Annotated in this window: 17 protein-coding genes; 7 read left to right on the top strand and 10 right to left on the bottom strand. The window is 44.9% G+C overall.

What is annotated here, in order from left to right; translation table 11 throughout:
- Positions 1-19: 19 nt before the first annotated feature.
- From U2P89_RS02120 to U2P89_RS02130, 3 genes are read left to right on the top strand one after another with little or no spacing between them, the layout of a single operon-like run.
- Positions 20-565, top strand: a complete 546-nt coding sequence (locus tag U2P89_RS02120) for a nicotinamidase (RefSeq protein WP_322190491.1) — start codon at positions 20-22, stop codon at positions 563-565.
- A gap of 34 nt (positions 566-599) precedes the next feature.
- A complete protein-coding gene (locus U2P89_RS02125; RefSeq protein WP_313380004.1) occupies positions 600-1,370 on the top strand; it encodes a HipA family kinase in 771 nt (256 codons plus the stop codon).
- Complete coding sequence (locus U2P89_RS02130) at positions 1,357-1,740, top strand: DUF3037 domain-containing protein (protein ID WP_313379883.1); 384 nt, start codon at positions 1,357-1,359, stop codon at positions 1,738-1,740. Before U2P89_RS02125 ends, U2P89_RS02130 begins: the two co-directional genes overlap by 14 nt.
- A 200-nt stretch (positions 1,741-1,940) precedes the next feature.
- On the opposite strand, the gene U2P89_RS02135 is transcribed toward U2P89_RS02130, so the two are convergent.
- From U2P89_RS02135 to U2P89_RS02145, 3 genes are read right to left on the bottom strand one after another with little or no spacing between them, the layout of a single operon-like run.
- Positions 1,941-2,306 (bottom strand): DMT family protein, encoded by a 366-nt coding sequence (locus tag U2P89_RS02135; protein ID WP_076931660.1) that lies wholly within the window; start codon positions 2,304-2,306, stop codon positions 1,941-1,943.
- Positions 2,307-2,360: 54 nt separating this feature from the next.
- Positions 2,361-3,515 (bottom strand): dipeptide epimerase, encoded by a 1,155-nt coding sequence (locus U2P89_RS02140; RefSeq protein WP_322190509.1) that lies wholly within the window; start codon positions 3,513-3,515, stop codon positions 2,361-2,363.
- A gap of 4 nt (positions 3,516-3,519) precedes the next feature.
- Positions 3,520-4,647, bottom strand: a complete 1,128-nt coding sequence (locus tag U2P89_RS02145) for a C40 family peptidase (RefSeq protein ID WP_322190492.1) — start codon at positions 4,645-4,647, stop codon at positions 3,520-3,522.
- Between the two features lie 181 nt (positions 4,648-4,828).
- Between U2P89_RS02145 and U2P89_RS02150 the strand changes: the two genes are divergently transcribed.
- Positions 4,829-5,590, top strand: a complete 762-nt coding sequence (locus U2P89_RS02150; protein WP_232001470.1) for a protein-L-isoaspartate(D-aspartate) O-methyltransferase — start codon at positions 4,829-4,831, stop codon at positions 5,588-5,590.
- Between the two features lie 81 nt (positions 5,591-5,671).
- On the opposite strand, the gene U2P89_RS02155 is transcribed toward U2P89_RS02150, so the two are convergent.
- From U2P89_RS02155 to spt, 5 genes are all read right to left on the bottom strand, one after another.
- Entirely contained in the window at positions 5,672-6,946 is a 1,275-nt protein-coding gene (locus U2P89_RS02155) for a hypothetical protein (protein ID WP_322190493.1), read from the bottom strand.
- Between the two features lie 100 nt (positions 6,947-7,046).
- The gene (locus tag U2P89_RS02160) at positions 7,047-8,315 is read right to left on the bottom strand and encodes an outer membrane beta-barrel protein (protein ID WP_313379878.1); all 1,269 of its coding nucleotides are present in this window, start codon (positions 8,313-8,315) and stop codon (positions 7,047-7,049) included.
- 13 nt (positions 8,316-8,328) lie between these two features.
- A complete protein-coding gene (locus tag U2P89_RS02165) occupies positions 8,329-8,865 on the bottom strand; it encodes an RNA polymerase sigma factor (protein WP_091907520.1) in 537 nt (178 codons plus the stop codon).
- A gap of 245 nt (positions 8,866-9,110) precedes the next feature.
- A complete protein-coding gene (gene guaB, locus U2P89_RS02170) occupies positions 9,111-10,589 on the bottom strand; it encodes an IMP dehydrogenase (protein ID WP_092024561.1) in 1,479 nt (492 codons plus the stop codon).
- 112 nt (positions 10,590-10,701) lie between these two features.
- Positions 10,702-11,895, bottom strand: coding sequence for a serine palmitoyltransferase (spt, locus tag U2P89_RS02175; RefSeq protein WP_091907593.1), 1,194 nt, complete (start codon positions 11,893-11,895; stop codon positions 10,702-10,704).
- Between the two features lie 225 nt (positions 11,896-12,120).
- On the opposite strand from spt, the gene U2P89_RS02180 reads away from it, so the two are divergent.
- The 3 genes from U2P89_RS02180 to U2P89_RS02190 all read left to right on the top strand — a co-directional run bounded on the left by U2P89_RS02180 (position 12,121) and on the right by U2P89_RS02190 (position 14,047).
- Positions 12,121-12,642 carry a ferritin gene (locus U2P89_RS02180; RefSeq protein ID WP_091907505.1) on the top strand — a complete coding sequence of 174 codons (522 nt, stop codon included), beginning with the start codon at positions 12,121-12,123 and terminating at the stop codon, positions 12,640-12,642.
- Positions 12,643-12,753: 111 nt separating this feature from the next.
- Positions 12,754-13,074 carry a hypothetical protein gene (locus U2P89_RS02185; RefSeq protein WP_322190494.1) on the top strand — a complete coding sequence of 107 codons (321 nt, stop codon included), beginning with the start codon at positions 12,754-12,756 and terminating at the stop codon, positions 13,072-13,074.
- Between the two features lie 61 nt (positions 13,075-13,135).
- Complete coding sequence (locus tag U2P89_RS02190; RefSeq protein WP_322190495.1) at positions 13,136-14,047, top strand: TraB/GumN family protein; 912 nt, start codon at positions 13,136-13,138, stop codon at positions 14,045-14,047.
- Between the two features lie 129 nt (positions 14,048-14,176).
- On the opposite strand, the gene U2P89_RS02195 is transcribed toward U2P89_RS02190, so the two are convergent.
- Both U2P89_RS02195 and U2P89_RS02200 read right to left on the bottom strand, forming a co-directional pair.
- Complete coding sequence (locus tag U2P89_RS02195) at positions 14,177-16,366, bottom strand: glycoside hydrolase family 97 protein (RefSeq protein ID WP_313379871.1); 2,190 nt, start codon at positions 16,364-16,366, stop codon at positions 14,177-14,179.
- A 312-nt stretch (positions 16,367-16,678) separates the two neighbouring features.
- Entirely contained in the window at positions 16,679-19,180 is a 2,502-nt protein-coding gene (locus U2P89_RS02200) for a glycoside hydrolase family 31 protein (RefSeq protein ID WP_313379870.1), read from the bottom strand.
- Positions 19,181-19,201: the final 21 nt, after the last annotated feature.

Consider the following 19,201-nt stretch of genomic DNA (forward strand, 5'->3'; position numbering starts at 1 on the left):
ACAATAAAACAGGCAACAGATGAAACGAGCATTATTAATTGTTGACGTTCAGAACGATTTCTGTCCGGGAGGTACCTTGGCAGTAAAAGATGGTGACAAAGTGGTTCCGGTGATCAACGGAATTATGGACAATTTCGATCTGGTGATCTCGTCGCAGGACTGGCATCCGGAGGAAACGGTGCATTTCAGGAAATGGCCGGTACATTGTGTCGCCGGAACACAAGGTGCAGAATTCCATCCCGGCCTGGAGGCTGATAAAATAGATTTGGAGCTGTTAAAAGGCACGGATAACAAAGATGATGGCTATTCCGCTTTTGAAGCAACCAATGCATCGCTTACCGATTTCCTCCAGGAAAACAACATTCAACACCTTTACGTATGCGGTCTCGCCACTGATTATTGTGTCAAGGCCTCTGCCATTGATGCGGTAACGCAGGGTTTTCATACCTATGTGATCACTGATGCCATAGCGGCAGTCAACGTACAACCCGGTGACGATGAAAAATCCTTACAGGAAATGTACCAGAAAGGTTGCATCCTGATAGAATCGGCAGAAATTCAATGAGATTATCGTATCTTTGCTCCCGATGGGAAAAGATATATCATTACGCACCGTAAAAGTTGTCCGTTACATCCTGCCTTTACGTGAAGGCGGATCACTTCCGGCATTAGCAGAAGCCGACGACGGATTCAAATATGTACTGAAATTCCGTGGCGCGGGGCATGGCACTAAAATGCTGGTCTCGGAATTGCTGGGCGGAAAAATTGCCTCTGTCCTGGGTTTGCAAATTCCCGAATTGGTTTTTGCCACACTCGATGATGATTTCGGACGAAGTGAAGGTGATGAGGAAATACAGGATTTGCTGAAAGGAAGTGAAGGACTCAACCTGGGGTTACATTATCTCTCGGGAGCCATTGCCTACGACCCAACCGTGAAAATCGACCCTTTCCTGGCATCAAAGATTGTCTGGCTCGATGCTTTTATAACCAATATCGACCGCACATTTAACAATACGAACCTGCTGTGGTGGCATCGCGAGTTATGGGTGATCGACAACGGCGCATCGTTTTACTTCCATCACTCGTGGAACGACTTCGAGAGGCATGCCCTCAACCCGTTCCCCCATATCAAGGATCATGTATTGCTACCCCAGGCATCAATGCTCGACGAAGCAGACCAATTTGCGCGTGAGGTTCTTTCAGACGATTTACTGGGAGAAATCACTAAACTTATTCCTGGCGAGTGGCTGGTATGGAACCACACGCAAGAGACACCCGAAGAGATCAGAGGAGTTTATCTGAATCTTTTGAAAACACGATTACACCATTCTCAAAACTTTCTAAACACTGCCAAAGATGCAAGGGGATAAACTGTATCATTATGCTGTTATTCGACTGGTACCGAGGATTGAGCGGGAAGAGTTCTTCAATGTGGGACTTATCCTTTTCTGCAAGCAGGAAAGATATATACGGTTTGAGTATCATCTCTGTCCTGACAAATTCAGGCTGATGCACTCGGAAGCGGATTATGATGATGTGATAGAAAACCTTGAAACACATAAACAGATTGCGGAAGGCAATCCCCAATGCGGCCCCATAGCGCAATTAGACATTCCCGAACGTTTCCGCTGGCTGACGGCCGTCCGCAGTTCCATTATCCAGTCGTCACGTCCCCATCCCGGGAAAACCGGCGATCTGGATAAAACATTTGAGCGTTTGTTTGAAGAGTTGGTGAAGTGAAAATAAATATATTCATGAATTAAGATAGATTATCATTAGTGTCCACTAAAAATGATAAAATATAAAAATAACACATGCACAGAGTAATCTCCAATGTATCTAATTTGCCAATTGAGAAAACAATGAAACCAATATACCCATAAACGATAGTAAATATCGAACACGAAGGGTTTTGTTTTATTGTCTCCCATACCGGCCCGTTACCCCTTAAAAATAAAATAGACCGCGAGTACCAGAAAGACGAATCCAAGAAAGTGGTTCCATTTCAATTGGGTACCGAAAGCGAGGAATGAAAAAATGACGAAGACGACCAAAGTAATTACTTCCTGTATGACTTTCAGTTGCAGGAGAGAGAAACTGCCTCCGTTTCCTTCAAACCCGATACGGTTTGCCGGAACCTGAAAGCAGTATTCGAAAAAGGCAACCAGCCAACTGAAAACGATCACTCCGATAAGCGGTAATTTACTGAACCATGCATTTTCTGCCAATTTTAAATGTCCGTACCATGCAAAAGTCATAAAGACATTTGAACAGATCAAAAGTCCGATAGTGAGAAGATAATTCATTCCAATAACCTGAAAAAGAAGTGAAAAAATCGCGCAAATGTACGAACAAGATTTTTATCTTCCAAAGGTCAACTCTTTTACCGGTTTTACACCGATACCGGGCTGGTCGTTAGGTATAATCTTTCCATTTTCAAGTTTTGCACCATCGAAACAATCATTCCCTATCAGGAGTGCACCATCGAGATCGGCAAAGTCCATTCCTGAATAGAGCTGGGCCGCGGCCGATATAGCACAAGAGGTTTCGGTCATACACCCTATCATTACCTTCATTCCCAATGAGGAAGCCAACTCCCGCATTTTCCACGCTTCATGCATACCGGTACACTTCATCAGCTTAATATTAATCCCGGAAAAGACTCCTTTTATACGCTCCACATCAGCAAGACGTTGTATCGACTCATCGGCAAAAATTGGAAGGGGGCTTTCTTCGGTGAGGCGGGCAATATTATCCAGATCCTGTTTCGGCATAGGTTGCTCTACCATCACTACCCCTTTCTCCTTCAGCCAGAAGATCATATCGAGTGCCTGTTGGCGGTCTTTCCACCCCTGATTGGCATCCACGGCCAACGGCAGATCGGTTTCTGAACGTATGGCTTCAATCATTCTCTTATCGTCAGGGCAACCTACCTTTACCTTCAGGATGTTGAATCGTCCAAGTGCCTCGCGTGTCTTTTCGCGCACCACTTCATCGCTGTCGATACCGATAGTAAAGGTAGTATCCGGCACATTGTATTTGTCCAATTTCCGTATCTTGTACCACGGCATACCTGCGATCTTCCCCACCAGATCATGCAGGGCAATATCAACAGCCGCCTTTGCCGCCGTGTTTTTCCCGGCAATGCTGTCAACATAAGCCATTATCCCTTCAATATGATCAGGCCCCGTAAAACCTGACAGATCCACTTTCCTGAGGAATTCGATCACCGAAGCCTGTGTTTCTCCAAGATAAGGAGGCAGGGACGCTTCGCCGTAACCTTCCAGCCCATCGTAATCTATTTTAATCAGAACCACTGGTGTGGTCGTACGTGAAAACTCGGAGATAGTGAAAGTATGGTTCAACTGCAGGTCGTAAGGAGTCCAGGATAGTTTCATTGTGCTGTTTGGTTGTCTGTTTCTTTTGGGAGAGCAAGCAGGCAGAATTGACGTTGCAGCCAGAGATGCGGCAGCCATGGCTGATATCTTTAGAAAGTGACGACGATCCTCTTTCATACTCTCATTGCTTATAAAATTCATTTTCGAAGATAGTCTCGATTCCTGATGTACCTACCATGCCGACAATACGTTTGGTTCGAAGATAACGGTTCCTGTTATACCCATCATACAACGGATCAGCCGGATCAAGACTACTGACATGGATATAATCGGAAGCGTGGATAAAACGGTTATTACCGATGTATATCCCTACATGTACCACCTTTTCTTCCGGATTGTCATCAGTGGCTTTTGAACCGAAAAAGAGCAGGTCTCCCGGCAAGGCATTACTGAAATCACCCTGATCATCTGTCAGTTTACCGCTATGAACCTGCTGGGAAGCATCACGGGCCAAAATGACACCGTGCATAAAATAAACGGTTTTGGTAAACCCGCTGCAATCCAATCCCCTGGAAGAAGTGCCTCCCCAAAGGTAAGGTATTCCCATAAACCGGTATGCGGTATTCACAATACTTTCACCGGTCAACTTAATACCCTTCAACCATTCTGTAGTTTCGACAGCATCCGATTTACTGACATATCCTTCACGACCGTCGGGATATTCCACATGATAGAATTCGCCATTAGCGCCTTTTATCATTAACATATTGCCCGTGACCAGATCAGAAACAGGCAAGGAATCTCTTTCCGGCTTCTCCAGTGAATGGGCAAAAACAGATGTAACAATAATCTTTGGTTTTTGCAGGTATTGCTGTAACTCCGGCTTTGTCATTGCTTTTACCGATCCGTTCATCCAACCAATATATTTATCCGGAGTCTGTATACGCCACCATCCACCGCGTTTCTCCAGTATCATTACCGGCATTCCCAACAATCCCTGGGATACCAATTCAGAACCGTAACGGGGTTCAGCACGAAGAGTCCCTGCCGAATTATAAATCACGCCCCATACTGTATCGCCCAGCTCCCGGTCAGGTAAAAGGCGAATACTGTCTCTCACAATTCCTGATATTGCTTTCGCCTGTAAAATCAGATCATCATAAGCCAACCTACTGTTCGTTTCACCTTTAAGGATAAGCTGGCCCCCTTGCTCCACAGCCTCCACATTGAATACCCCTACACGGCTGTCAGGTGCATATTTCTCCTTTAACAACTTAATCACAAAGTCCATATCACTATTCTGAGACATAACAGATAACGTTGAAAAGAACAAGACAAATAAAAAAAATATTTTTTGCATTTCAATTACCGCTATGAAAATTATGCGAAATATACGACTTTTTATTGAACTGAAAATAATATAATGAAAAATTCATATAAGACACAGAATATCATTATCTTTGCTTTTATCACACTAGAAACCGCATATTATGAGAAGAGGAAAGCAGCATCCCATTACGGTGTTCATTATTGCCCTTTTCTGTATAGGGCTGATCACCTGCGCATCGAACAGTACTAGAAACCAGCAAAAGAAATCAGATATCCACATGACAGATCTTCCCCGGCGACACGACGAAGCAAAAAAACTAGCCAAAGAATTAAAGAAAAAAGGCATTTCCGACAAGCGTGTTTTAACGGCTATCGGCAATATCCCGAGACATTCCTTTATCGACGCGCAACTCTCCGCATACGCTTATGAGGATCGCCCACTACCGATCGAAAGCGGACAAACCATCTCTCAACCTTTCACAGTAGCCTGGCAGACCCAGCTATTGCAATTGAAACCGGGTGAAAAAGTACTGGAGATAGGAACCGGCAGCGGATACCAAGCGGCGGTACTATGCGAAATGGAGGCAGAGGTTTACAGCATAGAGAGGTACTACAACCTGTATGAAAGCGCCAAAGAGACCCTGAACAAATTGGGATATTATCCGAATCTCTTTTTTGGTGATGGCTTCGAAGGACTGCCCGAACATGCTCCTTTCGACAAGATACTGATCACCGCTGCACCGGAGAAGATCCCTGAAAAGCTATTACAGCAACTACGCATAGGTGGATGGATGGTTGCACCTGTGGGAGGAAGGGCAGGACAAAAAATGACCGTTATCCGGAGGATAAGTGAGAATGAATTCAAGGAATCGGAGCACGGGGATTTTATCTTTGTTCCCATGCAGGAAGGAACAGTAAAATAGAGATACCCCAAGGGATCCGATAAAAAAAGCTGCCGCTGTATTTCTACAACGACAGCAGGAAATTGAGCAAACAGGGAAGTTTCATTTACCGATCGGTAAACGGCTCAACCGCCTTATACTTTTCACATCGGTATAGTCGTACTGGTATATCCCGTCTTCTGCAATCATCATCAGCACATTATTGAAGGGGATCACATCAAACCCGTCAATATCTTTGAAATGCGCAAGTATATTGTCCTTATACATAATGGCGCTCGGATTTTCAGCGTTGAATACCCGCAGACCGTCATCACAGACGAAAAGTGTACCATTATCGATCCCCAGCCCTTTCGGGTTTTTCATGTTGTAGGTGACAATGTGTTGGGGTTTCTTTACATCGCTCACATCCACAACGATCAGTTCATTGGCGTCTTGACCGCAAAAGGTACCGGAACGAACGGTTACATAGGCGATGTCGTTTTCCACCACCACCGGATCACAACCGAACACATGGGTAATCATGGACTGACGCTCGGGTTTTAACGGATCTTCCAACGAATAAATGATCATCCCCGTGGGGGTTCCCATGAACATACAGTTCTTGTAGCTGAAAATGGTTTCTACACTGAAGCCCACATATATATCTTCACCGGTTTTTACGGGTGTCTCTCCTGATAAATCGAAGATCCCGAGCATATTGTTCATTACAGTATAAAGATTGTCCTGATAAATAGCAAAGCGCGACATGGAGCCGACTACCCCTACGCTTCCTCCGTCAGCCTTGGCGGAAAAGTTGTACATCGCATCTTCTGTCACACCGCCCCAACTCCACCAACGGGGTTTGTAATTACGAACCAGCTCTTTTTTCTCCACGGTTTTCCATCCCACAACGACCTTGTTGCCCCGATCCGCAAATTTATCATAATCGATACCGAATCCATTTTCCGTTAATGGTAATGCCTCTGGAAAAACCTCTTCTTTCCGCCCTTTGAACACCGGTTTAGCGGGATCATTGATATCGAACCAAACCAAATCGACATATGAATCGGCATATAGCATATTATTACGCACATGCATATCTGCATTTCCCAATAATTCGATAAAAGCAATATTGCGCGGATCCGACGGATTGCGATTGTCGATGATATGGATTCCTTTCTCCGGTTGGGAAATATAGAGGTATTCGTCATAAAAAACAATTTTCCCCTGTTTTTCAATAGGCTTAGGCCCTTCCACATCGACCGCGCTCCTGAATTCAGAAGCCGACATAAACACAGGCTCATTCACAGTGTAGGTAACATATTCATCTACATAATCCTTGCACCCCGGTAAAACGAATAATCCGGTAATCAATAATAAGAAAGTCAGTTTTTTCATGATCAAACTATTTTTTAAATTAAAAATGAAAACTAAAAACCAGGAAATTATTCACTCTTAATTATTCATTATTCATTATTCACTCTTAACTATTCATTATTCACTTAAACTGTAGTCTTATCCCCATATTTAATCCGAATATCAACGGATTTTCCGTGCGGGCGCTCATTGGTTGGTTATTCCTGAAATAGTAGACAATCCGAGGCTCACCGAACAGACTTAGGTTCCCCTGCAACTGATAGCTGAATCCGGCTCCGCCCTGTGCAGAAAACTGTAACCCTTTGATCCTGCTATAGAGATTAGTGTGATATACCACGCCGCCATTTTGCTCGATCTCCTGTTTGTAAATTGAGCGAAGTCCCTTCTCGACGCTCCCGCCACCCAGCAAATACACGTTCCATACATCATTTTGCCACACGGTATATCTCAGGTTTACCGGTATACCTAAATAGTGTTGCCGTAATGTACCCCGGTAAATGAAATTATCATTGCGCCTGTAACGAGAAGAAAGGTAAGTGTAGGACAATCCGGTTTCCAGGGTCATGTCCTCAGCAATTGGAAAATCAGCCGTCAGGCTGAATGAGACGGGAAGACGATGAATGACCTCGGTATAATCATCCGGACCAAGTAAATTGGACTCTCCTCCGGAACCCACTCCACTTCCGTCATGAAGGCCACCCCCCGGAAAATAACCATCATAGATTTTTTCATCAGTATCATAAATACCTAATGAAAAATCCAAAGGGGCACCACCGCTCCCCAAAGCCGCCATCAACGACCGAAGTCCGCGTTGCTCCTGACGGGGGGAAGAATTGCCTCTCTCAGCCAATAGCCCTCCCACCGGAAGTTCTTCCACCTCATACCTTATAACTTCTTCCTGATTGGGCATCTTCTCCGGCACTGGGATCCCACCTGATATTTCATTTTCTGACAACTCAGCAACTTCAATCGGATCCAGAACATCAACCAACTCTACAATTTCTTCTGCCGGTTTTACATCCTCAGTTGGCATAGCACTCTGCGACGGTTTTGGAGATCCTGTCTGATCCGTAGTTGCTGCTACCTGTATCCTGCTTTCCGGCTTTAGAACTTTTTCCTTTCTTATTTGTTCGAGGGATTGCGAGTCCTCTGTAAGTAAAAGTTCGTTCTCAAAAGGGTTCAATAAAAACAATACCGAGAGCAATACCACAGCTACGCCTGCTACCCCCCACGACCAATAGGTGAAAACAGGCTTCCTGCATGGCCGGAGTCTGTCCGTTAACGAATCCCACACCTCTGGGTCTACAGGTATCCGATGCTCGCGCAGCTTATTGCCGACTTTCCTCGCAAAGTCATCCGGTTTATCTATATATTTATCATCTGACCGCATTTTTGCTACCTGTTTATCTGTGATCCATTAATTCTGTGACCTTCTTTTGCAATAACTGCCTCGCCCTGAAAAAGAAAGACCGTGACGTACTTTCGGGTATATTCAGCAATGCGGCAATTTCCCGATGGCTAAAACCCTCCACTGCAAAGAGATTAAAAACCGTTCGGTGGGTATCGGGAAGTTCGTCGATACAACGGATTAAATCGTCAGCTGTGATATCTGCCATATCGGGAATACTTCCGGATACTTCTATCTCTATACCTGTTAACAGTTCTTTCTGCTTCAGGCGATTCTTCTTCCGCATATAATCGAGTGAGGTATTCACAAAAATTTTCCTTATCCATCCCCCAAAAGAACCTTTTCCCGAATATTGTCCTATTTCAACAAAAATTTTCAGGAAGCCTTCCTGTAACACGTCTTTGGCATCTTCCATATCGGAGACATAGCGCCTGCATAGAGCCATCATGGCAGGAGCGTACTGGTCGTACACTTCTTTCCTCGCCCACAATTTTCCCTGCTTGCAAGCAAGTATTAATCGTTGTTCCGACATAAAATTTCCCTGTTTATTATAATGACGTTCGTTGAAAGCAAAACGTTGCAGAGATACAACAAATTTTTGGTTATTTTTTTAAATCTGGGTGTAATTCGAAAAGTGTATGCATTTAAGGAGAAGAAAAGGTCAATATGCCAATGGGGAATTCAATAATTATTAATCAGCAGATTTATCAATCTACCAATCAGTAAATCAACAAATCTGCTAATCAACATGTATGCTAATAACTACACCCGGAGAGGTCACTCACTCCCCTTACTGTAATTGGGCGCTTCACGCGTGATCATCACTCCGTGGGGATGACTTTCAACATATCCGGCAGAAGAAATACGGGTGAATTTTGCCTCATGCAGTTTCTTAATATTCGCCGCTCCGCAATACCCCATACCGGAACGAAGTCCACCCACCATCTGATAGACCACCTCCTGCAGCGTTCCTTTAAACGGTACACGGGCTTCGATCCCTTCCGGAACAAGCTTCTTGATATCATCCTCCACATCCTGGAAATAACGGTCTTTCGATCCTTGTTGCATGGCAGAGAGTGAACCCATTCCACGATACGATTTGAATTTACGGCCGTTGAAGATAATTGTCTCGCCCGGCGACTCTTCCGTGCCGGCAAGCAATGAACCCATCATCACCGATGAGCCTCCTGCCGCCAACGCTTTTACAATATCTCCCGAATAGCGCAATCCACCGTCAGCGATCACAGGAACACCCGTACCTTTCAGTGCGGTAGCCACTTCATAGATAGCCGACAACTGGGGTACCCCTACTCCGGCAATTACACGGGTGGTACATATCGATCCGGGGCCTATTCCCACCTTTACGGCATCGGCACCGGCATCGACCAAAAACCTGGCGGCATCTCCGGTAGCAATATTACCCACCACCACATCGATTTCGGGGAAGGTCTTCTTTACCAGTCTAAGCATATCTGCCACCCCTTTAGAATGGCCATGCGCAGTATCGATCACGATCGCATCCACACCCGCCTCAATAAGGGCTGTCGCCCTTTCGACAGAGTCGTGCGTCACACCAATCCCGGCTGCCACACGTAACCGTCCCTGCTCATCTTTGCAGGCAAACGGCTTATCCTTCGCTTTTGTGATATCTTTATAGGTGATCAGACCAACCAGCTTATTATTGGAGTCAACCACGGGCAGTTTTTCGATTTTATATTGCTGAAGAATCTCCGCGGCATCCTCGAGGTTAGTCGTCTGGCGGGTAGTGACCAAATTCTCCTTTGTCATCACTTCACTGATCTGCTTCTCCATCGACTTCTCAAAACGGAGATCCCGGTTAGTAACGATACCCACTAGTTTATTATCCCTGTCCACTACAGGAATCCCGCCGATCTTGAACTCTGCCATCATGGCCAGTGCATCGGATACTTTCCTATCAGGAGTGATACTGATCGGATTCAGGATCATGCCGTTTTCGGCGCGTTTCACAGCACGGATCTGTTTGGCCTGCTCCGCAATGCTCATATTCTTATGGATCACACCGATCCCTCCTTCGCGGGCAATCGCGATGGCCATTGTGGTTTCGGTCACTGTATCCATAGCAGCCGACACCATAGGAATATTAAGTGATATATTTCTGGAAAACTGCGTAGAGAGATCTACATTTTTGGGGAGTACCTCCGAATAAGCGGGGACTAACAGAAGGTCGTCGAAAGTCAACCCTTCCATGATGATTTTATCTGCAATAAATGACATAAGTTTTCACTTTAAATTTTTATTGCATACAAAAGTAGGTATTTTTTCGCGAACTAATCTGATCTCTGATGTTAATTTTAATGATAGACTTTCCTAATGTTGTTTTATCCTGCTATGGCAAGATATTTAGATTTTTAAATACTTTGGTAATATGCTCCAGAGAGTAATCTATCTGCTCTTTGGTATGTGTCGCCATCAACGAATAGCGAATGAGCGTATCGCCCGGGGAAACTGCCGGAGATACGACCGGATTGACAAAGATACCTTCCTCAAACAGAAGCTTGGTAACGAGGAAAGTCTTGTCATTGTCACGCACATAGAGAGGCATAATGGGTGTTGCGGTCGGGCCCAGTTCAAAACCTCTTTCTTTGAACTGGTTGATGGCATAATGGGTAAGTTCCCACAAATTCTTCACCCGTTCGGGTTCCGCCTTCAATATATCCAGGGCGGCTGATGCAGCAGCAGTGGCAGCAGGGGTAATACTTGCACTGAATATATTTGTCCGGGCATTGTGACGCAGGTAATTGATAACAGGGTAATCGCCCGCCACAAACCCCCCGATTGACGCCAGAGATTTACTGAAAGTACCCATCACCAGATCCACATCATTAAGCAGGCCAAAATGATCGCACACTCCACGTCCACTGTATTTTCGACCGAGAACACCCAGGCTATGGGCTTCATCAACCATAATATTGGCATTATATTTCTTTGCCAATTTCACAATCTCGGGCAGATTGGCCAGATCTCCCTCCATGCTGAATACACCATCTACAACAATTAATTTCACCTTTCCCTGATGGCAGCGTTTTAATTGTTTCTCCAAATGCGCCACATCGTTATGACGAAATTTAAACTTTGTAGAATAGGAAGTACGAAGTCCCTCTATAATGGAAGCATGATCCCTTTCATCCCAGATAATAAAATCATCCCTTCCCGTGAGACATCCCAGTACCCCCTCATTGACGGTGAAGCCGGTAGAAAATACAATGGCCTCATCCTTATTCATGAAATTAGCAAGTTTCCGTTCCAACTCCAGGTGAATATCGAGTGTACCGTTCAGGAAGCGGGAACCGGCCATCCCGGTACCATATTTTTTTGTTGCAGCAATAGCCGCCTCTTTCACTTTCGGATGATTGGTCAACCCCAAATATGCATTGGAACCGAACATCAACACTTTTTTTCCGTTGATGACTACCTCGGTATCCTGGTCACTCTCAATAGCCCGGAAATAGGGGTAGATACCCGCCGCCTTTGCACGTTGCGGAGCATCATATTTCATCATTTTTTCCCTTAAAAGATTCATCTGAAAAAAATTTAAAGAATAAGCCCCCACTTAAAAAAGTACCGGAAGCATCTTTTTAACCATGAACGCAATCAATTTGCAAAGATAGTAATTAATTTAAATTTCCGAAGTAGGGTTAATTTTTGAAATATGGGGAATTTTGTTGAAACTATGTACTTATAAACATTTTAACCCGAAAAGCGTTTTAACTTCAATAGACATTAAACATGATAAACAGACAGAATTATGGTAAGTAAAGAATTAGAAATTGCAATTAATAAACAGATCAATGCCGAACTTTGGTCGGCTTATCTCTATCTTTCCATGTCGGTACATTTTGCGCACAAAGGTCTTCCCGGCTTCGCGAACTGGTTCAAAGTACAGTTTAAGGAAGAACAGGATCATGCCCACAAGTTGATGAATTATCTTATTTCCAAAGGGAACAGGGTAGAGCTGCAACCCATTGACAAAGTAGACACATCGTGGGATTCGTTACTGCATGCATTTGAAGTAACATTAGAACACGAGAGGGTTGTTACCTCCCTTATCAACAATCTGGTAGCCATGTCACGCAAAGAGAATGACTTTGCTTCAGAGAATATGCTGCAATGGTTCGTAAGCGAACAGGTAGAAGAGGAAGAAACCGCACAGAGTCTGATTGACGGGTTAAGGCTGATCGGCGATAATGGTTTTGGTATTTATACGATGGACAAGGAGTTGTCCAAGAGGAGTTATACTCCACTCGACACAACTACGGACAGCGAATAATTTTTACACCGTTAATAATAATCAGAAAGATTTATAAAAAGATATTGCTTATTTTCTTCCCGGTAATCCTTTTTATATTTACTTTTACCGCCTGAAGTGTAAAATATCAATATGGATAATAAATACAGGAAACTGATCAAGTGTGTGTTGTTGGATACTGTTGGCATGGCCTCTTTGGCCATCCCTGTTATCGGCCCGTTTCTGGACGTCGTCTGGGCTCCCATAGCCGCCTCCATCAGTTATAAGATGTTCGGGGAGAGAAAAGGGAAGTATACCTCACTGATCACCTTCCTTGAAGAATTGTTACCGGCTACCGACGTGATACCCTCTTTCACGATTTTCTGGTTCCTGTTCGATTTCCTGGGCATAGGGAAAGAAAAAAGTCATTTAGGGAAAACTCCCGATGCCGGTTTCGCAAAAGTACGGCAATAAATATAAGTTTCACTAAATAGCAAATAATTCCATACCCACAAAGAAAAAATAAAATAATCAAATGCATTATAAAAAGGTCTTCATCGCTGTAACAGCGATATTTTTATTGCTTTCCTGTTCTTCCGGAGCTTCAAACAAGACAGAGAGTTCCCTCTTGTGGAAAATATCAGGAAATGGATTACAGAAACCATCCTATATTTTCGGGACACATCACCTTGTCCCTATCTCCTTTCTGGATAGTATACCCGGAATTGAGGCTGCTTTCGAAGAAACAGAGCAGACCGTAGGTGAACTCGACATGAGTAATATGTCTGAAATGCAGATGAAGATCATGGGTGAAGGCATGCTGCCACCGGATATTGCCTACGCGACTTTACTTTCTCCTGAAGATACAGCGGTGCTGGACAGTATGCTCCGTGCCGTAGTGGGAGTTGGTCTCGACCAATTGGGACAACTAAAACCGGCCATGCTCTCAAACCTGATCTCCATCTCACTCTACCAACGATATTATCCTTCTGTAGCTTCGGCGCAAAACATCGATTATTACTTCCAGGAAGAAGCACTGAAACGGTCACGTCCGGTAGTAGGACTTGAGACTGCAGAAGATCAGATCTATGTATTATTGAATTCGCAATCATTGGAACGCCAGGCTGAGATGTTGATCTGCATGGTGAAACATCCGGAAATGCTGAAAGAGCAGATGGATGAAATGCAGGCGGCCTATCATGCTCAGGATATTGAAGTCTTGCGCCAATTGTACGAAAAAGAAATACCTGACGATCCCTGCCCTTCTACGGAAGAGGAGAAAAATGTGCTGAACGGCGACCGTAATAGGAAATGGCTGGACCAACTCCCATCCATCATGGAAGATAAATCCTCATTTATTGCCGTTGGCTGCCTGCACCTGCCGGGTGATGACGGGCTGATCGAAGGATTACGGGAGTTAGGATATAACGTTGAAGCAGTAAAATAGTAAGAGTTTATTGTTTTATAAAAAGTCGGTATTTTCCGGATATCAGAACAAGTATTATAAAATAGTAAAGCCCGGCATTGTACCGGGCTCTACTATTTCAGGATCAATACAATATTGAATCCTCATTATTTACAACTTCTTTAACCCTTTGGTTTGCACTTTGTCGGTTACCGGAAACAGGCTGATGGCAAAACCGCCTCCCGGGACGGAAGCCTGGGTCAATTTGGATGTATGGGTTACCACTACCTTCCGAATGGTATATGCCTGAGGATTGGTTTTATAGTGGGCATTCTTTGCATCGGCGTAGATCGTAGCCACATACTGTTTACCGGGATCCAGAAAATCGAATGAGATTTTAGAAATAAACGCATTATTCCCCGTAGTATTGCCGACAAACCAGTTATCGGTGCCTTTGGCTTTGCGGGCAACGGTAATATACTCTCCCGGTTCGGCTTCGAGATATATGCTTTCATCCCAATCCAATGCCACATCCTTGATGAACCGGAATGCATCGGGGAACCGTTCGTAATTCTCCGGCAGGTCGGCCGCCATTTGCAGTGGACTGCTCATGGTGACATACAGCGCCAGCTGGTTGGCAATCGTCGAGTTGCAATGCGACTGGTTGTTGGGATTCAATTTAGAGATATCCATCTCAAAAATACCCGGGGTATAATCCATCGGACCGCCGATAATCCGTGTGAAAGGAAGTACCGTTACATGATTCGGCTTACTGCCGCCGAAAGCCTGATACTCCGTTCCGCGTGCCGACTCGTTGGCGATCAGGTTAGGCCATGTACGTGAAAGACCGGTGGGACGTACCGCTTCATGCGCATTGACCATGACCTTATATTCCGCCGCTTTTTCAATCGCATACTGGTAATGGTTGTTGATCCATTGGCTGTAATGGTTTTCCCCGCGGGGGATGATATCGCCCACATAACCGCTTTTTACGGCCGGATAATCGTACTTGTTCATCAATTGGTACGCCTTATCTAGATGGCGTTCATAATTCCGCACCGAGGAAGATGTCTCGTGATGCATGATCATCTGTACACCTTTACTTTTGGCATAGCGGTGTATCTCATCGATATCAAAATCGGGATAGGGTGTTTGAAAATCAAACACAAAATCTTTCGAATTGCCGAACCAATCCTCCCATCCGATATTCCAGCCTTCCACCAGTACGCCGTCGATGCCATGTTCTGCGGCGAAGTCAATATATCTTTTCACATTTTCCGTAGTAGCACCATGGCGACCATGTGGTTTCACCTTGGAGTAATCCGTCACACCGATATGGACACTTGGCAGATCATAGGTGTATGACCATTCGCTCTTTCCGGTAATCATTTCCCACCATACGCCGACATATTTCATTGGTTTGATCCATGAAGTATCCTCAATTTTAGACGGTTCATTGAGATTCAACGTGATATCGGATGCAAGGATATCGCGGGCGTCATCGCTTACGATAATGGTACGCCAGGGAATTGTACAAGGGGATTGCAGATATCCTTTTGCTCCGTTGGCATCGGGCGTAATCCACGACTGGAAAATAAAGTTCCGGTCATCCAGGTTCAGGTGCATGGCGCCATAATTGATCAATGCCGCTTCATGCAGGTTGATATAGATACCATCGGCTGTTTTCAGTTGCAATGCGGTCTGCACACCTGTATCCGAAAATCCGGTCTGGGACAGGTTCTCTTGCCTTCCTCCTTTATTGATGCCTCTGATCTCTGATAATTTGGAAATAGTATAGTCATACTCCTGTGTATCGTAATCGCCGGGGATCCAGTAAGCCGTATGGTCTCCCGTCATTGCGAACTGGGTCAATTCTTCTTTCACGACAAAATAGACCAGATTCTTTTGTTGGGGAAATTCATAACGAAAACCCAACCCGTCGTCAAACAAACGAAACCGGATAATCATATTACGGTCGGTAGCTTTCTGAGTGAGCGTTACCGCCATCTCATTATAGTGGTTTCGGATCTCTTTGGTTTCGCCCCATACCGGCTCCCATGTCTCGTCGAAAGTACTATTCTGTACATCGGACACACTGAATCCGTCATACAGTGATGTTTGAGGATCTTTCTCCCTGTTTATTTCAGCGCCGAATTCCACCTTATCGCTCCCGATCAATTCGAGTCCCAATTTACTTGGGTTTATCACCGTTTTCCCTTTATATCTCAGGGTATAAACCGGCGTTCCCTGCTGATCGACTGAAAAATTCATCTCCAGATCACCATTCGGCGATCTCAAATCCTGTGCAGTCATGATTCCCGCGATCAGGCAGAAGTGCAATAGAATATATATTTTCTTCATACAATTTAAAATTTAGACGCAAGAGCCAAGAATCAAGACACAAGACATTTTAACCATGTTCTTGTGTGAGCGTTTGTCTCTTATAGTTCTTTGATTCGATTGATTCTTTATTCGCAAGTTTATCAACGAGAAGTAAGCAGCTAAATATGAAACATGTGAATGGTTTGTGGGGAACCCATTCGATGAAACAGGCGTAATCTGATAAGTTGTTTGAGCGCAGCAAGTTATTTATCAGATAGTCTGTGAATCGTGAATGGGTCGCAAACCATTCTTCGTGAAAGATTTAGCTGCGATCGCAACACCTGCGAAAGTTTAGTTAGTTAATAGTACAGTTACTTGTTTTCTTTGATCGGGAACTTTCACCAGACACACATTTGACTGATCGTTCCACGACCATTCGATCGAATTAATATCGGTTTCCGCTTTCCCGGCAATGGATGCTTCATCCGTTTTTTTGGCCGTTTTGCCATTTACTGTGACCGAAGCCGGCATTTCATCGAGATGATAGGTCAGGATCATGTTCCTTTTGTCCGATTGCCTGAATCCGTTGTCTGAGGGTTCCACCACCGTACGGTATCCATCGGAAAGCGTGGTACAGGTGAACCGGGTTCTGGAAGCGATGTCTTTGAGATAATCGAGATTCTCTCCATCGTCTTCATAAAGCTCGAACTCGGCTACTTCATCTTCATAATTGGGGAAAATATGGATAAATAACGGATAGTCTTTCTTTTCGTGGATATATTGCATCACAGGCATCATTGGGATAATAGACCCTTTCTTTACGAACAGGGGAATTACGTTCAAAGGTGCACGATAGGCAATTTGCTGTCCGCCAAGGTAAACGGTTTTCTTATCATTAAAGTCAATCCATTCTCCTTCGGGCAGATAGAGCCGTTTTACACGTTCTCCCTTTCTCAGCACAGGTGCCACCAACAGTTCTTCACCAAAGAGAAACTGGTCTTCAACCTTTACCGCTTGTTCATCGTAGGGATATTCCATAAATAGTCCCCTCATAATAGGTAATCCGGTATCATGCGCCTTACGGGCATAGGAGTACAGATAAGGGAAAAGCCGGTATTTCAGCTCGATAGCTGCCTTACTGTTCTTCTCGGCCACCTCACCGAACATCCATGGTTCTACGGCATTATCTCCTTCATGATGCGCACGGCTCAATGGATTAAAAATACCGAATTGCATCCACCGGGTATACAATTCTGCCATTGCCGGATAATCGGTGATATCACCGCAATAACCGGAGATATCGGTTGTCCAGAACGGGATTCCTCCCAATCCGGCAGAAATACCCACGGCCACCTGGTTTTGTAATTGTCCCCATCCTTCGAGAACGTCGTTAGCATTCCCGCTATCGCCGCTCCAGCCGAAAGTATAGCGCTGAAGTCCGGCATAGGCCGCACGGGTCATCTGGAATACCCGTTTGCCGGGATTCCTTTTTTCGAACTGTTCTTTCACTACTTTATCCCAGGTCAGGCCGTATACATTATGGATTTCGTCGTGCATCCCGATATGGTGCCGCATATGGAGACGGTCGAGGTCTTCCTCGTTGCTCCATGCCGGCTCACCCATATCTGTCCAAAATCCATGTGCTCCGTCGTCCAGCGGTTTCTGTTGGTACTCACCCCACCAGTCGGCCACTTCGGGAATGGTAAAATCGACCACCCCGCAGTTGCCGCCCCATGGCCAGGGCATATCATACGATTTACCGGTACGGGCATCCTTTACGAAATAACCGAGCCTGTCGGCTTCTTCCCACTGCTTCTTATTGGCTTGAGAGATCACCGGATCCTGTGAAAGGATCACTTTGAAACCCTGTTGACTTAGTATAGAGAGCATTTGCTTCGGGTTGGTGTAATTCCCTTCACGCCATTCAAAATCCTGCAAATATTGCGTCCAGCCGATATCCTGATAAATGATATCGATCGGTATCTCCCGTTTACGGAATTCGGCAGCCACTTCCAGCGCCTGTGCCTCCCTGGTGTAAAGGCCGCGGCTTTGTGCAAAGCCAAGTGCCCACTTCGGCGGCATGATCGGCTGTCCTGTCAGCGTGATATACTGGCCCAGGATATCCTTATAATCTTTCCCGAAGATAAAGTAATAGACAAATGCTCCATCAGGCGCCTCGAACGAATAATATTCTTCGGATTCCGTACCGAATTTGAATTCGGTCTTATAGGTATTATCCAGAAAAATACCGTACTGGTAACTGCTCATAAAGAACGGGATGCTCTTGTAAAGCGGATCTTCGGTCGTACTGTAACAAGGACGGTCGCTGTTCCACATTTTATATTCCCGTCCGCGGCGGTTGAGTGGCCCGGCCTTTTCACCCAGACCGAAAAACTGCTCATCACGGCGCAGCATTTTATAGGCTTTTTTCGTGTTTGAATCCGAGACGTGGCCGATCTCCTTAAAATCACTGAACAGCAATTTTTGCCATTTGTCGAAGATTTGTAGCTGCATCGGATTTTTATTCAGCCGGATGCGAAGTTTGGATGTATAGATCTCGTAGCATGATGGTTCATCGTTCACGTTTATCTCCCCTATATCTTCGAGGTCTTCATTGACAACAGCAAACGATTCGTTGTTACGAATGAATGTCCCGGCAGGGTCAAACCACACTTTTACGACAGAACTGCTAAGAACCTCCAGCAAAAGCTTCGATCCGTCATCCGCATTAAATACGATCCTGTTCCCCTCTTTCGTATAGGAGGCCGTCTCTTTCGCTTTGCCGCTTTGTTGCGCGGACAGGGCGAAAGGGGCAAAAAGGATCAGTAATAAGATAAATTGTAAATACTTCATCAACTTGTTTTATTGGATTAT

It is taken from the genome of Proteiniphilum sp., assembly GCF_034331125.1.
GTDB classification, from domain to species: Bacteria; Bacteroidota; Bacteroidia; order Bacteroidales; family Dysgonomonadaceae; genus Proteiniphilum; species Proteiniphilum saccharofermentans.

Bases quoted from the DNA above. Each gene is read 5' to 3' on its own strand.
- U2P89_RS02200 (WP_313379870.1), bottom strand. From the start codon at position 19,180: ATGAAGTATTTACAATTTATCTTATTACTGATCCTTTTTGCCCCTTTC.
- U2P89_RS02120 (WP_322190491.1), top strand. From the start codon at position 20: ATGAAACGAGCATTATTAATTGTTGACGTTCAGAACGATTTCTGTCCG.
- U2P89_RS02195 (WP_313379871.1), bottom strand. From the start codon at position 16,366: ATGAAGAAAATATATATTCTATTGCACTTCTGCCTGATCGCGGGAATC.
- U2P89_RS02150 (WP_232001470.1), top strand. From the start codon at position 4,829: ATGAGAAGAGGAAAGCAGCATCCCATTACGGTGTTCATTATTGCCCTT.
- U2P89_RS02130 (WP_313379883.1), top strand. From the start codon at position 1,357: ATGCAAGGGGATAAACTGTATCATTATGCTGTTATTCGACTGGTACCG.
- U2P89_RS02145 (WP_322190492.1), bottom strand. From the start codon at position 4,647: ATGTCTCAGAATAGTGATATGGACTTTGTGATTAAGTTGTTAAAGGAG.
- U2P89_RS02165 (WP_091907520.1), bottom strand. From the start codon at position 8,865: ATGTCGGAACAACGATTAATACTTGCTTGCAAGCAGGGAAAATTGTGG.
- U2P89_RS02190 (WP_322190495.1), top strand. From the start codon at position 13,136: ATGCATTATAAAAAGGTCTTCATCGCTGTAACAGCGATATTTTTATTG.
- guaB (WP_092024561.1), bottom strand. From the start codon at position 10,589: ATGTCATTTATTGCAGATAAAATCATCATGGAAGGGTTGACTTTCGAC.
- U2P89_RS02135 (WP_076931660.1), bottom strand. From the start codon at position 2,306: ATGAATTATCTTCTCACTATCGGACTTTTGATCTGTTCAAATGTCTTT.
- U2P89_RS02155 (WP_322190493.1), bottom strand. From the start codon at position 6,946: ATGAAAAAACTGACTTTCTTATTATTGATTACCGGATTATTCGTTTTA.
- U2P89_RS02180 (WP_091907505.1), top strand. From the start codon at position 12,121: ATGGTAAGTAAAGAATTAGAAATTGCAATTAATAAACAGATCAATGCC.
- U2P89_RS02185 (WP_322190494.1), top strand. From the start codon at position 12,754: ATGGATAATAAATACAGGAAACTGATCAAGTGTGTGTTGTTGGATACT.
- U2P89_RS02140 (WP_322190509.1), bottom strand. From the start codon at position 3,515: ATGAAAGAGGATCGTCGTCACTTTCTAAAGATATCAGCCATGGCTGCC.
- spt (WP_091907593.1), bottom strand. From the start codon at position 11,895: ATGAATCTTTTAAGGGAAAAAATGATGAAATATGATGCTCCGCAACGT.
- U2P89_RS02160 (WP_313379878.1), bottom strand. From the start codon at position 8,315: ATGCGGTCAGATGATAAATATATAGATAAACCGGATGACTTTGCGAGG.